The organism is Acinetobacter sp. N1-1 (genome assembly GCF_056711485.1).
The window spans coordinates 989541-1003490 of record NZ_JBWXUO010000012.1; the positions used below are offsets into that span (position 1 = coordinate 989541).

General features: G+C 38.4%; 14 protein-coding genes. 13 read left to right on the forward strand and 1 reads right to left on the reverse strand.

Annotated elements, in window-relative coordinates:
- Position 1: 1 nt before the first annotated feature.
- The 8 genes from panC (at position 2) to bfmS (ending at position 8071) form a co-directional block, all read left to right on the forward strand.
- Positions 2–847 carry a pantoate--beta-alanine ligase gene (gene panC / locus AC1MPL_RS04935; protein ID WP_479764681.1) on the forward strand — a complete coding sequence of 282 codons (846 nt, stop codon included), beginning with the start codon at positions 2–4 and terminating at the stop codon, positions 845–847.
- 20 nt (positions 848–867) lie between these two features.
- Positions 868–1719 (forward strand): RNase adapter RapZ, encoded by an 852-nt coding sequence (gene rapZ, locus AC1MPL_RS04940; RefSeq protein WP_479764683.1) that lies wholly within the window; start codon positions 868–870, stop codon positions 1717–1719.
- Positions 1716–1985: an HPr family phosphocarrier protein gene (locus AC1MPL_RS04945; protein ID WP_479764684.1), complete on the forward strand. Its 270-nt coding sequence runs from the start codon at positions 1716–1718 to the stop codon at positions 1983–1985. The genes rapZ and AC1MPL_RS04945 overlap by 4 nt, the downstream gene beginning before the upstream one ends.
- A 2-nt stretch (positions 1986–1987) precedes the next feature.
- Entirely contained in the window at positions 1988–2539 is a 552-nt protein-coding gene (gene yjgA / locus AC1MPL_RS04950) for a ribosome biogenesis factor YjgA (RefSeq protein ID WP_479764686.1), read from the forward strand.
- 180 nt (positions 2540–2719) lie between these two features.
- A complete protein-coding gene (gene thrS, locus AC1MPL_RS04955; RefSeq protein ID WP_479764688.1) occupies positions 2720–4642 on the forward strand; it encodes a threonine--tRNA ligase in 1923 nt (640 codons plus the stop codon).
- A gap of 5 nt (positions 4643–4647) precedes the next feature.
- Entirely contained in the window at positions 4648–5196 is a 549-nt protein-coding gene (gene infC, locus AC1MPL_RS04960) for a translation initiation factor IF-3 (protein ID WP_237412523.1), read from the forward strand.
- A gap of 472 nt (positions 5197–5668) precedes the next feature.
- Positions 5669–6385, forward strand: a complete 717-nt coding sequence (gene bfmR / locus AC1MPL_RS04965) for a response regulator transcription factor BfmR (protein WP_479764690.1) — start codon at positions 5669–5671, stop codon at positions 6383–6385.
- A 51-nt stretch (positions 6386–6436) separates the two neighbouring features.
- Positions 6437–8071: a sensor histidine kinase BfmS gene (gene bfmS / locus AC1MPL_RS04970; protein ID WP_479764692.1), complete on the forward strand. Its 1635-nt coding sequence runs from the start codon at positions 6437–6439 to the stop codon at positions 8069–8071.
- 21 nt (positions 8072–8092) lie between these two features.
- Here the strand turns inward: bfmS and AC1MPL_RS04975 are convergent, their stop codons facing one another.
- Entirely contained in the window at positions 8093–8452 is a 360-nt protein-coding gene (locus AC1MPL_RS04975; RefSeq protein WP_479764693.1) for a hypothetical protein, read from the reverse strand.
- A 543-nt stretch (positions 8453–8995) separates the two neighbouring features.
- Between AC1MPL_RS04975 and ndhC the strand changes: the two genes are divergently transcribed.
- The 5 genes from ndhC to nuoF all read left to right on the forward strand — a co-directional run bounded on the left by ndhC (position 8996) and on the right by nuoF (position 13944).
- The gene (gene ndhC / locus AC1MPL_RS04980) at positions 8996–9529 is read left to right on the forward strand and encodes an NADH-quinone oxidoreductase subunit A (protein WP_479764695.1); all 534 of its coding nucleotides are present in this window, start codon (positions 8996–8998) and stop codon (positions 9527–9529) included.
- A 6-nt stretch (positions 9530–9535) separates the two neighbouring features.
- A complete protein-coding gene (locus tag AC1MPL_RS04985) occupies positions 9536–10213 on the forward strand; it encodes a NuoB/complex I 20 kDa subunit family protein (protein ID WP_479764697.1) in 678 nt (225 codons plus the stop codon).
- An 87-nt stretch (positions 10214–10300) separates the two neighbouring features.
- Positions 10301–12091 carry an NADH-quinone oxidoreductase subunit C/D gene (nuoC, locus tag AC1MPL_RS04990; RefSeq protein WP_479764698.1) on the forward strand — a complete coding sequence of 597 codons (1791 nt, stop codon included), beginning with the start codon at positions 10301–10303 and terminating at the stop codon, positions 12089–12091.
- A gap of 12 nt (positions 12092–12103) precedes the next feature.
- A complete protein-coding gene (nuoE, locus tag AC1MPL_RS04995) occupies positions 12104–12613 on the forward strand; it encodes an NADH-quinone oxidoreductase subunit NuoE (protein ID WP_023272731.1) in 510 nt (169 codons plus the stop codon).
- Positions 12610–13944 (forward strand): NADH-quinone oxidoreductase subunit NuoF, encoded by a 1335-nt coding sequence (gene nuoF, locus AC1MPL_RS05000; protein WP_479764700.1) that lies wholly within the window; start codon positions 12610–12612, stop codon positions 13942–13944. The genes nuoE and nuoF overlap by 4 nt, the downstream gene beginning before the upstream one ends.
- The last annotated feature ends 6 nt before the right edge of the window (positions 13945–13950 follow it).

The following is a 13950-nucleotide window of genomic DNA, read 5'->3' on the forward strand; positions in this document are numbered from 1 at the left end:
CATGAAAACGGAAACCACTATACATGGGCTTGCTGCATCTTTAAGTCCAGCACGCCATGCAAAAAAGTTGATTGGTTTTGTTCCTACAATGGGAAATTTGCATGAAGGGCATTTAAATCTTGTGCGCGAAGCAAAAAAAATCTGCGACCTTGTAGTGGTAAGTATTTTTGTTAATCCAACTCAATTTGGACCAAATGAAGATTTTGATAATTACCCTCGAACATTAGATCAGGATAGTCATCTTTTGGCAGATGTGGGATGTGATATTATTTTTGCACCTGCGATAGAGCAAATGTTTGCTAAAGAGCCAAGAAAAACAAATATTCAAGTTACTGGAATTACAGAGGGTTTATGTGGTCATGCACGGCCAAGTCATTTTGATGGTGTGGCACTCATTGTAACAAAACTATTTAATATTGTTCAGCCGAATTATGCATTCTTTGGACAAAAAGATTTTCAACAATTGGTTGTTGTACAACAGCTTGTGCGTGATTTAAATATGCCACTCGAAGTAATTGGGGTTCCAATAACTCGTGCAGAAGACGGTTTAGCTCTGAGTTCTAGAAACGGATATTTAACAGCCGAAGAACGTGCTTTAGCACCTCAAATATATGCAACTTTAAATCGTGCCAAAATATCTTTAGAGGGCGGGGAAGCATTAAATAATGTTCTTGAAAAGATGAAAAGTGATTTAACGGCATATGGCTTTGCAGTTGATTATGTAGAGGCGCGGACACCTGAATTAGAAACCGTACTACATTTTGATAAGGATATTGTATTATTTGTAGCAGCAAGGCTTGGTAAAACACGCTTGATTGATAATTTAAGAGTTAAGATCTCAACCTAGATACGTCAAAGGATAGAATAATGAAGCGTATTTTGATCGTTACAGGCCAATCTGGCTCAGGAAAATCCTCTGCTTTACAAGTTTTAGAGGATTTAGGCTACTATTGTATAGACAATTTACCTTTAGCGTTATTACCTGAAATTGTATCTAAGCTAGATCATGAAAATAACCTTGAGCAATTAGCTTTGGGTGTTGATGTTCGCAGTACTCAGGCAGATTTAGAAGAATTTGAGACTGTCTTTCAGCAGTTAAAGAAACATGGTTCAGTTGATATCATTTATTTAAGTACAAATGATGGACAACTTATTGCTCGTTTTAGTGCTTCACGACGACCACATCCTTTAAGCAGTCGCTGTAAAAGTTTAAATGAATGCATTCAAGAAGAAAAAAGTTTATTATTACCAATCCAATTAAGATCTACAGTCAATATTGATACCACTGATAAAAGCGTTCATGATTTAAAGCATACGCTGTTATCTAAGCTTGGGCAGTCCGATAAACTTATTTTGATTTTACAATCATTTGGTTATAAGCATGGAATTCCGTTAGATGCAGATTATGTATTTGACGTGCGCCATTTGCCAAACCCACATTGGGATTTGACTCTCCGTAAACTGTCAGGTTTAGATGAGCCCGTGCGTCAGTTTTTATCAAATAGCGAACAAGTGAATGAAATGTATAATGACATTCATGGTTTTCTAGATAAATGGTTGCCTGCATTTGCTGAAGGGCATCGCCATTATTTGACAATATCTATTGGTTGTACGGGTGGGCAACACCGTTCAGTTTATATCGTTGATAGACTTAAGAAAGCATTAGAAGCCGATTGGTCTATTCAAATTTTACACAGAGAAATGAAGCACTGGTCATGATTGACACAACAGTAGATGTAATTAACAAACTTGGCTTGCACGCACGTGCATCTGGTAAGCTTATCGAAGTCACCACAAAGTTTAACTCAAATATCCAAATTGGAAAGGGTCAGAAACTTATTGATGCTAAAAATATTATGGCATTACTGATGCTTGGTGCAGGAAAAGGGACAACATTGCGTTTAGTTGTGGATGGATCGGATGAAGAACAAGCTTTGTCAGAAGTACAGGCTTTGTTTGCAGCAAAATTTTATGAGGCAGATTAATAGTGGCACGTCGACCGCAAAAAAACTATACCAATGAAGATTTTGAATCATTAGAAGGGCGTGCAAGTAAAAGTGAGCAGAAGCGTGCAGTACAACGTATGGCGGCGCTAGGTGAACAACTTGCAACACTTTCATTGAAACAAATTCAGCAACTTCCTGTAGAAGATAGACTCATTGATGCACTGCTAGATGTGCAAGAAATTACTTCTTTTGAAGCAAGACGTCGTCAGTTTCAACGTATTGGTAAGCTGTTGCGTAATGAAGATGAGGCTGTAATTTTATCTTATCTCACACCGAAGCAAGGCTTGAAGCAGCAAGCATTGTTGACTCGTTGGGTGGATCGTTTAATTGAACAGGGTGATCCTGCGATTCACGAGTTTAGTAAGCAATATAATGCAACAGAAAAGCATACCTTACGCCAGCATATTCTTCGTTATCATCGTGATAAGAGCTTAGAGGCAACGTCTGAAGAGTTAGAAGAAGCACGACAAAAAATTGTTAACTATGTTCAACAAGTCGCATTACTTTCCGATCAAGGGAAGTCTAGAGGCTAATATTGAATAAATTTCACTTGTAATTAAGTTTTGTAAATGCTTTTAGAAAAGTATTTATGTGTGTACACTTATTACTCTAATTTTTTAAAACCACCGTTTTTATCTTTTGAGGTTTTCCTCGATCATAATCTCGCGGTGACATGCTCCTTTGTATGGGGCATCACTCCTTAAGGATTTTTTATGCCAATTATTACATTGCCAAATGGCGATAAAAAAGAGTTTGATCATGCAGTTTCTGTTATGGACGTTGCTCAGAGTATTGGGCCAGGTCTTGCAAAGAATACTGTTGCAGGTCGTGTAAATGACCGTTTAGTTGATGCAAGTGATCTTATTTCTGAAGATTCGACCCTTCAAATTATTACACCAAAAGATGACGAAGGCGTAGAAATTATTCGCCATTCATGCGCACATCTAGTTGGGCATGCAGTAAAACAATTATTTCCTGAAGCAAAGATGGTTATTGGGCCAGTCATTGAAGAAGGTTTTTATTACGACGTATATATGCCGCGTCCATTCACGTTAGATGATATGGCTGCAGTTGAAGAGCGTATGAAAGTCTTAATTGCTCAAGACTACGATGTCATTAAAAAAATGACACCGCGTGATGAAGTTATTGAGTTGTTTAAAGCGCGTGGGGAAGACTATAAGCTACGTCTTGTTGAAGATATGCCTGATGAAAAAGCAATGGGTCTATATTATCATCAAGAATACGTAGATATGTGTCGTGGGCCACACGTTCCAAATACAAAATTTTTAAAATCATTCAAGTTAACAAAGTTGTCTGGTGCATATTGGCGTGGTGATGCAAAGAATGAGCAGTTACAACGTATTTACGGTACAGCTTGGGCAGATAAAAAACAACTTGCTGCATATATTAAACGTATAGAAGAAGCAGAAAAACGTGACCATCGTAAAATTGGTAAAGCGCTAGACTTATTCCATATGCAAGAAGAAGCACCTGGTATGGTATTTTGGCATCCAAATGGTTGGACAATTTACCAAGCACTTGAACAATATATGCGTAAAGTGCAAAAAGATCATGGCTATCAAGAGGTTCGTACACCGCAAATTGTTGATTTTGTGCTATGGGAAAAGTCAGGTCATGCAGCAAACTATGCTGAGAATATGTTTACAACACATTCTGAAAGCAGAAATTATGCTGTAAAACCAATGAACTGCCCTTGTCACGTACAAATTTTCAATCAAGGGTTAAAATCTTACCGTGAATTACCAATTCGTATGGCTGAGTTTGGCTCTTGTCATCGTAATGAACCATCTGGTTCACTTCATGGTATTATGCGTGTACGTGGCTTCACACAAGATGATGGACACATTTTCTGTACTAAAGACCAAATTGGTAAAGAGGTTGCAGATTTCATTAAGCTAACTTTAGATGTATATAAAGATTTTGGCTTTGAAGATGTGCAAATGAAGCTTTCTACACGTCCAGAAAAACGTGTAGGTGATGATGCACTTTGGGATTTGGCTGAGAAGTCACTAGCTGATGCTTTAGATGCAGCAGGTTTAGAGTGGGATCTTCAACCGGGTGAAGGTGCATTCTATGGTCCAAAAATTGAATTTTCTTTAAAAGACTGCTTAGGCCGAATTTGGCAATGTGGTACAATTCAATGTGACTTTAACTTACCTGAGCGTTTAGATGCTTCATTTGTAACTGAAGATAATGAACGTGACCAGCCAGTAATGCTACATCGTGCAATTCTTGGTAGTTTTGAACGATTTATTGGTATACTTATTGAACATTATGCTGGTTTTATGCCACCATGGTTGTCTCCAACACAAGTATGTGTAATGAATATTACAGGTACACAAGCAGAAGCTTGTGAAAGTGTGGTGCAGAAACTTAAAGAACATGATATTCGTGCTATTTCTGACTTGAGAAATGAGAAGATCGGCTTTAAGATTCGTGAGCGTACGCTAGAGCGCATTCCATATTTACTCGTGCTCGGTGACCGTGAGGTTGAAGATGGCACTGTCAATGTTCGTACGCGCTCAGGAAAAAATTTGGGTACTATGTCAATCGATGCTTTCGTTGACTTAGTGGAAACAGCCGTTGCCGAACGTGGCCGGTACATTGTGGAGTAAGAAAGATTAAACAGTCTGATCGTAACCAACAAGGTGGTAAAAGTAATCGCCCTGCGATTAATGATGAAATTCGTGCAAAAGAAGTTCGCTTAATTGGAGCGGATGGGGAGCAAAAAGGTATTGTTCCTTTAACTGAAGCAATTCGTGTTGCAGAACAAGATGATCTTGATCTAGTTGAAATTGTTGCGAATGCCGAGCCACCTGTTTGTAAAGTCATGGATTACAACAAGCACTTGTTTGACCTGAAGCAAAAGCAAAAAGATGCGAAGAAAAAACAGCATCAAGTGCAAGTAAAAGAAATTAAATTGCGCCCAGGTACGGATGTAGGTGACTATAACGTAAAACTACGTGCAATTATCCGCTTCCTTGAAGATGGCAACAAAGTGAAAATCACGTTGCGCTTCCGTGGACGTGAAATGGCTCACCAACAACTTGGTTTAGCACAGCTTCAAAAAATTGAAGCAGATGTTGCTGAGATTGGTATTGTTGAGCAGACGCCAAAAATGGAAGGTCGTCAAATGGGTATGTTACTTGGACCGAAAAAGAAAAAGTAATTTACTTATATAAGATGTATCTGATAAAAAAGCCAACTCTATGCGAGTTGGCTTTTTTATGCTTTCAGATATGAAATAAATTTTTTAATTAGGGTTAAGGTATTGGTTTTATGTGATTATTTGGGATTTTTATATTATTTTATGTATATTAAAAAATATATTGTTAGCAAAATAAAATAAATTGATCAGTTATTTTTGAAAAAACTGTATATCATTATTTGCATTAACTATATGTTTATTAATGATTTTATTTTTATTTTTGGAGTTTGTTGTTTTTTTTGAGTTGAAGCGGTAAGTATAAAAATATATAAATATCAATAACTAAATGATTTATTGCAGATTACATCTCTCGTGTATCAGTTTGGTGAACATTATCTTGTTTACAATGTAAACATGTGTATATTGCTCATTATGAAATAGCGTATCTGTTTGAATATCAGAGCCTAAATATATGAATGAAAAGGGGGCGAACATGAGCCAAGAAGAAAAGTTACCAAAGATTTTAATTGTAGAAGATGATGAGCGATTAGCGCGCTTAACTCAAGAATATTTAATTCGTAATGGTTTAGAAGTAGGTGTTGAACCAGATGGCAATCGTGCAATCCGCCGTATTATTGCAGAACAACCAGATATGGTTGTACTTGATGTAATGCTTCCAGGTGCAGATGGTTTAACGGTTTGTCGTGAAATTCGTCCACACTACCATCAACCAATTTTAATGCTTACAGCACGTACTGAAGATATGGATCAGGTGCTTGGGCTTGAGATGGGTGCAGATGATTATGTTGCAAAGCCTGTTCAACCGCGTGTATTACTTGCGCGTATTCGCGCATTACTTCGTCGTACAGATAAAACAACAGAGGATGAAGTTTCTCAGCGTATTCAGTTCGATGATCTCGTTATCGACAATGGTGGTCGCTCTGTAACATTAAATGATGAGCTTGTAGATTTTACAAGTGCAGAGTATGACCTTCTTTGGTTGCTCGCTTCTAATGCTGGTCGTATCTTATCGCGTGAGGATATTTTTGAGCGTTTACGTGGTATTGAATATGATGGTCAAGACCGTTCAATCGATGTGCGTATTTCTAGAATCCGTCCAAAAATTGGTGATGATCCTGAAAATCCAAAACGTATTAAAACAGTTCGTAGTAAAGGTTACTTGTTTGTTAAAGAAACGAATGGAATGTAATTAGTTCATTTTATTCATAGCTGTTGCTTTTTCCTAAAGGATAGATAGTTCGTGTTTAAACACAGTATATTCTTACGTATCTATGCTGGCGTTGTGGTTCTCGTTGCGTTAGTAGCTGTTCTAGGTTATTTGCTTGTACAAGTAATTAACTATCAACGTGCTCAAGAGTATAGAGAATCACTCACTGATGGTGTTTCCTATGTGATTGCTCAAGGTATTGAACGTCAGCCAACAGCACAGCAAAAGAAAGACTGGATTTCAGATGCTTCAGATTTGCTGGAGCTTCCTATCTATTTGGTAGATAGTAGTAAAGTTGAACTTTCTCGTTCTGAAAAAAAGAGAATTGATAATCAGCAAGCTGTAGTTCGCTATGATGCACAGACATTAATTGCGGATATTTATATTGGTTTGCCGAGCGATCCAAAGCACTATTTATTTATTAATGTGAATAAAATTGGTGAGCGGCAAATAAAAGCGCTACCTATATTTATTTTAGATTATCTAATTTATTATCCAGGTCAAGAAAAAGAATACTTACAAAAAATACATCAACACTTTTCTTATCCTATAGAAATTCAACCTATCTTGAGTTTGGGGCTAGATTCTGAGCAGGTAGGTCGATTACGTCAGGATCAAAGCATCTTGTTGTATCGTGATAATGCAACCATGCGTGGTACGACAATATCTATTGTTTCTCCAATCCCAAATAATCCATCAGAAGTTTTGGTAATTGGACCTGTACCAATGTTTAATTGGATGCCTTTCCAAATTGCAGCAGGCATTACATTGCTCAGTTTATTTTTGCTGAGCTTAGGTGTTTATGTACTTATTTTTCCATTGCAAAGAAAAGTTAAACAAGCCATTGTTGCATTAAATAAAATTAAAACAGGGGATATGTCTACGAGGTTGCCGATTGAGGGAAATGATGAAATGGCAAGCCTATCTTCAAGTTATAATGATATGGCAACACATATTCAGCGCTTGATTGAGGCACAGAGAGAGTTGATGAGAGCGGTTTCGCACGAGTTAAGAACACCTGTTGCGCGTATTCGCTTTGGTATGGAAATGCTGGCAGACGAAGAAGAGTATGATTATCGATTAAGCCAAGTAGAAATGATAGATAAAGATATTGAGGCACTGAATACGTTAATTGATGAAATTATGACGTATGCAAAGCTAGAACAAGGTATGCCATCTTTAGATATTCAAAGTGTAGATATTGCAGGAGTCTTGGAGCAAGTTGAACGAGAAACACAAGCATTAAAAACGCAAAAAACGATTGAGTTGGTTACGCCTGCGGCAGATGTTGTTGCGGATGCTGAGAGACGTTATTTACATAGAGTTGTGCAAAATCTTGTTGGAAATGCTGTCCGCCATTGTGATGAGAGGGTGCGTATTAGTGGTGGTATCTATGATGACGGTGAGGCATATGTTTGTGTGGAAGATGATGGACCAGGTATTCCTGAAGAGGATCGTGAGCGTGTATTCGAAGCCTTTGCACGGTTAGATGATAGTCGGACGCGTGCATCAGGTGGTTATGGTCTAGGGTTATCTATTGTTAGTCGTATTGCTTTTTGGTTTGGTGGAAGTATAGAGGTTGATAAGAGTCCACAATTAGGTGGGGCGCGTTTTATAATGAAATGGCCTGTACAGCAACTTGCGAAATCAAATAAAAGCGACTTATAAAGTCGCTTTTATTTTAGGTCATTAATTATAGTCCATAGAGTTGGGTGCAATTAATGGCTTTAATTCATCAATGAGTGCTTGAGCAGATCCTTGGCTAATTTCTAGAAGTATTTCTTCATCTTCAAGATCAATTACGTATTTTGAAATGACGTTTTGGTCACCAGATAAAGTTTCCACTTTATATTCACTAGCAATATGTAAAATGCTATCTAGGTTTGTGCTTACAGCAGCCATATCTTCTTGAAAAATATGTTTGAGTTTTTCAAAAGAAATTCTAATCTGGTGTAAGGTTTTGTCCTTATTTAATTGATCTTCTACATTTCTAATCAATAGCTGTGCATATAAAAAGTAGTTTGGTTTATGTGTGAATTCTAAATTCATGGTGGTTCCTTTTTTATCCTATTTTTATGTGTTTAGATTAGCAAAGTATCTTTATGCTATTTGTAATGAAATTGCTAAATTATATGTAATATTATTTAATAAATCAGATATTTAATATTTTTTAAATAAATGAAAACTGGCTAAATATTTTATTTATAAATGTTATTGTGGTAAGCATGTGATGGTTTAATTGTTAAGTATTATCATTATAAGATATCATGGTGGGAATATTCCAAGTATTTTAGTTGGTTTTTATTGTTTTATGATTTTTATATGAAAATGAAAAAAAAACTATAATATTGAAAAAAAAGTTATTTTAATAAAAATTAATAGTATTCATCAATAAGTATATATACCTAAGTCTTAGATGGTATTTTTTAATAAAAGTGTTTAATTTATAGTCTTTTTTACTGGGTGGTATAACCTAGTAAGCAAAATAATAAATGAGTACAATAAATCTGTTTAAAGTTAATTTGTAAGCTATTTTTGAACAGTTATACAAATTTTTGTTTTTAAAACAGGCCAGCCAGGAGTTATCCCCGCATGAGTGCCATTACCTCAGACGATTGGGCAATTATTGCCTTCGTAATCGGTGTTACATTCCTTTGCGTCTTCATGCTTACAGTTCCACAGCTTCTTGGTGGAAAGTCGTGGGGGCGTGCCAAACAAGAGCAGTTTGAGTCTGGTGTTGTTGGTGCAGGTGGCGCACGTATGCGTTTGTCTGCAAAATTCTATCTCGTTGCTATTTTCTTCGTTATTTTCGATATTGAAGCGCTTTATTTGTACGCATGGGCAACTTCTGTGCGTGATGTTGGGTGGTTCGGTTATACAACCGTTGCAATTTTTGTCATTGATCTTTTAATTGGTCTGGCTTATGCACTTTCGACGGGTGCATTAAATTGGTCACCATCAGATCGTTTTAAAGCTGCAAATAAACATTCCCTCGTTGGTTCTGCACATATGGATATTGCACAAATCACACGTTTCAATTCTGTTGATGAGTTAGTAAGAGATCCAACAGGAAATATACCAGCCCAATCACGTGTAAAAAAGAAAGTCATTACTGACAAGGAGTAATACGGGATGAAATACACATTAACCCGTGCTAATCCGCAAGCGGACGAATATCCGTTACAAGAAAGACAAATTGTGGATGATCCACTTCAGGAAGAAGTGAATAAAAATGTATTTATGACCCGCCTTGAAGACGTTGCTCATAGTGTTGTGAACTGGGGAAGAAAAAACTCAGTTTGGCCATTTAACTTTGGCACATCTTGTTGTTATGTGGAGTATGCAACGACTTTAACAGGTGTTCATGATATGTCACGTTTTGGTGCTGAAGTTATTCGTGCATCGCCTCGACAAGCAGATCTAATGATTGTTGCAGGGACATGCTTTATGAAGATGGCACCTGTAATTCAACGTTTATATGAACAGATGCTAGAGCCTAAGTGGGTCATCTCAATGGGTGCATGTGCAAATTCAGGTGGCATGTATGACATTTACTCAGTGGTTCAAGGTGTAGATAAAATTATACCTGTAGATGTATATGTGCCAGGGTGCCCACCTCGCCCAGAAGCGCTTATTCAAGCGTTACTATTATTACAAGACCAGATTCAGTTAGAGCGTCGTCCGCTCTCTGCTGTGATTGGTGATGATCTTAAGCCAGTTTATAAGCCAAAGATGATGCCAGAACGTGACCGTAAAAATGCAGAGCGCATTGCGGTAAAAAATCTTCGCTCTATGGATGAGATTAAATAATTCTAACGATAAAAAAATAAAGACTTTGGATGAGTCATTTGTCGTTAAGAATCATTAATAATAATTTGTAATAAGGAAGCCAAAGAAATGGCTGAAACGGAAATTGCTATGCCAGACGAATCAAGCAAAATTGATTCACGCCCAGCATTTGCGATCATAGAAGAATTAAAATCTAAGTTTGGTGATAACTTCTATGTGCAACCAACGTTTGAAGATTTTCCAACGATTTGGGTTGAGCGTGCTCAAGTGCAAGACGTTCTTATGTTCTTGCGTACTATTTCACGTCCCTATGTCATGCTGTTCGATTTGTCGGCAGTAGACGAGCGTATGCGTCAACATCGTGAGGGACTCCCTGCCTCAGATTTTACAGTTTTTTATCATTTACTTTCGTTAGAGCGCAATGCCGATATTCGCGTTAAAGTTGCTTTGAACGAAACCGATTTAAAATTGCCTACAGCAACAAATATTTGGCCAAATGCCAACTGGTATGAGCGTGAAGCTTATGACATGTTTGGAATACATTTTGATGGTCATCCAATGTTACGTCGTATTTTGCTACCGACTTATTGGGAAGGGCATCCGCTACGTAAAGAGTATTCTGCACGTGCAACGGAGTACACGCCGTATATGCAGAATCAGGCGAAGCAAGATTTTGAACAAGAGCATTTACGTTTTGTCCCAGAAGATTGGGGGCTGAAACGTGGCAATGATGATGAAGACTTCATGTTCTTAAACTTGGGGCCAAACCATCCATCTGCGCATGGCGCATTTCGTATTATTTTGCAACTTGACGGCGAAGAAGTAAAAGATTGTGTACCTGACATTGGCTATCACCATCGTGGTGTAGAAAAAATGGCAGAGCGTCAAACATGGCACTCATTTATTCCATATACAGACCGCGTGGACTATTTGGGCGGTTGTGCACAAAATATGCCGTATGTGATGGGTGTAGAGAAACTTGCAGGTATTACTGTACCTGATCGTGCGCAATGTATTCGAGTCATGATGTCTGAGCTATTTCGCATTAATAACCATCTATTGTTTATTGGTACAGCGATTCAAGATGCAGGGGGAATGACACCTGTATTTTATATGTTTGCCGATCGTCAAAAAATTTATGATGCAATCGAAGCAATTACAGGGTTTCGTATGCATCCTGCATGGTTCCGAATTGGTGGTACAGCACATGATTTGCCAAATAATTGGCAAAAGCTCATTCGTGACATCTTAGATTGGATGCCTAAACGTTTAGATGAGTACTACAAAGCAGCATTACGTAACTCTGTATTTATTGGACGTACCCGCAACGTCGCGCAATATAATGCAAAATCTGCCCTTGCATGGGGTGTAACAGGGACAGGACTACGTGCAACAGGCATCGACTTTGATGTACGTAAGTGCCGCCCATATAGTGGTTATGAAAATTACGACTTCGGTGTACCTGTAGAATATGAAGGCGATGCTTATGCACGTGTAATGGTGCATTTTCACGAAATCAGAGAGTCATTAAAAATTGTACAACAGTGCTTAGATAATATGCCATCTGGTGCATATAAAGCAGATCATGCACTGGCAGTTCCTCCACCGAAAGATAAAACTTTACAAGACATTGAAACCCTAATTACGCACTTTTTAAGTGTGTCGTGGGGTCCTGTTATGCCTGCGGGTGAATCTTCTGTGATGGCTGAAGTTGTGAAAGGAGCGAGTAATTATTATCTCACTTCAGATAAAGCAACCATGAGTTATCGAACACGTATTCGTACGCCAACATTCACGCATCTACAGCAAATACCATCTGTCATTAACGGCAGTCTTGTTTCGGATTTAATTATTTACTTGGCAACCATTGATGTGGTTATGGCTGATGTGGATCGTTAGGGGATAATACAGATGATGATTTTAACTGATCGAAAACCACGTGTGAATGTTGAGGGGATTTTAACGCAAGAAGAAATTCACGAAATTCAACATCATGTTGGGCATTACCCTTATCCACGTGCAGCATCTTTAGATGCACTTAAATGTGTGCAACGTCGAAATGGATGGGTAGATGATGCACAGCTTAATGCGATTGCACAATTGCTTACCATTAGTACTGCTGATTTGGAGGGTGTAGCCACATTTTATAATCGTATTTACCGTCAACCTGTAGGTAAGCACGTTATTTTACTGTGTGACTCGATTGCTTGCTTTTTAATGGGTGCAGAAACTTTAGCTGAAGCATTTCAGCGTGAATTGGGTATTCAGTTTGGACAAACCACCGCAGATAATCGGTTTACTTTATTGCCAATTTGCTGTTTAGGAAACTGTGACAAAGGGCCAACACTCATGATTGATGAAGACACACATGGGTTGGTAGATGTTGCCTCAGTCAAACAATTGTTGGAGAAGTATGTATGAATACGACACCAAAACCAATTTACGGCGATGGCAACCCTGAAACACATCCTTTAACTTGGCGTTTAAGTCAGCAAGAATATGTTCATTTGCTTGACGACTATGAGCGTCTAGACGGTTATGCAGGGTTTAAAAAAGCAATTACTATGCAACCTGCAGAAGTATTAGATGTGATTAAAGCTGCGACAGTAAAAGGTCGTGGTGGTGCAGGTTTCCCAGCGGGCATTAAGTGGTCGTTAATGGCACCCAATGATCAGAGTGGGCCACGTTATTTAATTTGCAATGCCGATGAGATGGAACCGGGGACATTTAAAGACCGCTTGCTCATGGAAAAGCTACCGCATCAACTCATTGAAGGGATGCTTATTGCAGGTTATACGCTTGAAGCAACACATGGATATATCTTTATTCGTGGTGAGTATATTGAAGCTGCGCAATATCTAAATCATGCACTTGATCAAATTCGTGAGAAGGGATATTTGGGTAAAAATATCTTAGACACTGGTTGGAGTTTTGAGCTTCATGTGCATACAGGTGCAGGGCGTTATATCTGTGGTGAAGAAACTGCACTTATTAATTCCTTAGAAGGTCGTCGAGCGAATCCGCGTACAAAACCACCATTTCCACAAGTTGCAGGAGCATGGGGTCGTCCAACAATTGTGAATAATGTTGAAACATACAACAACTTACCTGCAATTTTGCTACGCGGTGCTGAGTGGTATGTTGGCTTATCTGCAGGAAAGTCTAAAGATCCCGGTACAAAAATTTATGGGGCTTCTGGAAAAGTAAACTTTCCCGGACTTTGGGAGCTTCCTTTTGGTACAACCGCGCGTGAAGTGATTGAAGAGCATGCAGGCGGTATGCGTGAAGGCTTAACCTTAAAAGCATGGTTGCCGGGTGGTGCTTCAACTGACTTTTTAATGCCTGACCATTTAGATATTCCAATGGATTCAGACAGCATTATGAAAGCAGGCTCACGTTTAGGTACATGCTTACTCATGGTGTTTGATGAGCAACAATGTATGGTTGCTGCGACACGTAATTTAGAAGAGTTTTTTGCAAGAGAGTCTTGCGGTTGGTGTACACCTTGTCGTGATGGTTTGCCTTGGAGTGTAAAAGCATTACGTGCGATTGAAGCAGGTGATGGGAAGATGGTGGATATTCAGCATCTCCAAGAGCTCACGAAAAAACTATGGATTGGTAAAACGTTCTGTGCCCATGCACCGGGTGCAATGGAACCGTTACAAAGCGCATTAAAATATTGGCGTGGTGAGTTTGAAGCAAAAGTGACGGATCGTCCTGTTGTTCAAACGACACATGCTGAACAAGCTTAAGGAATT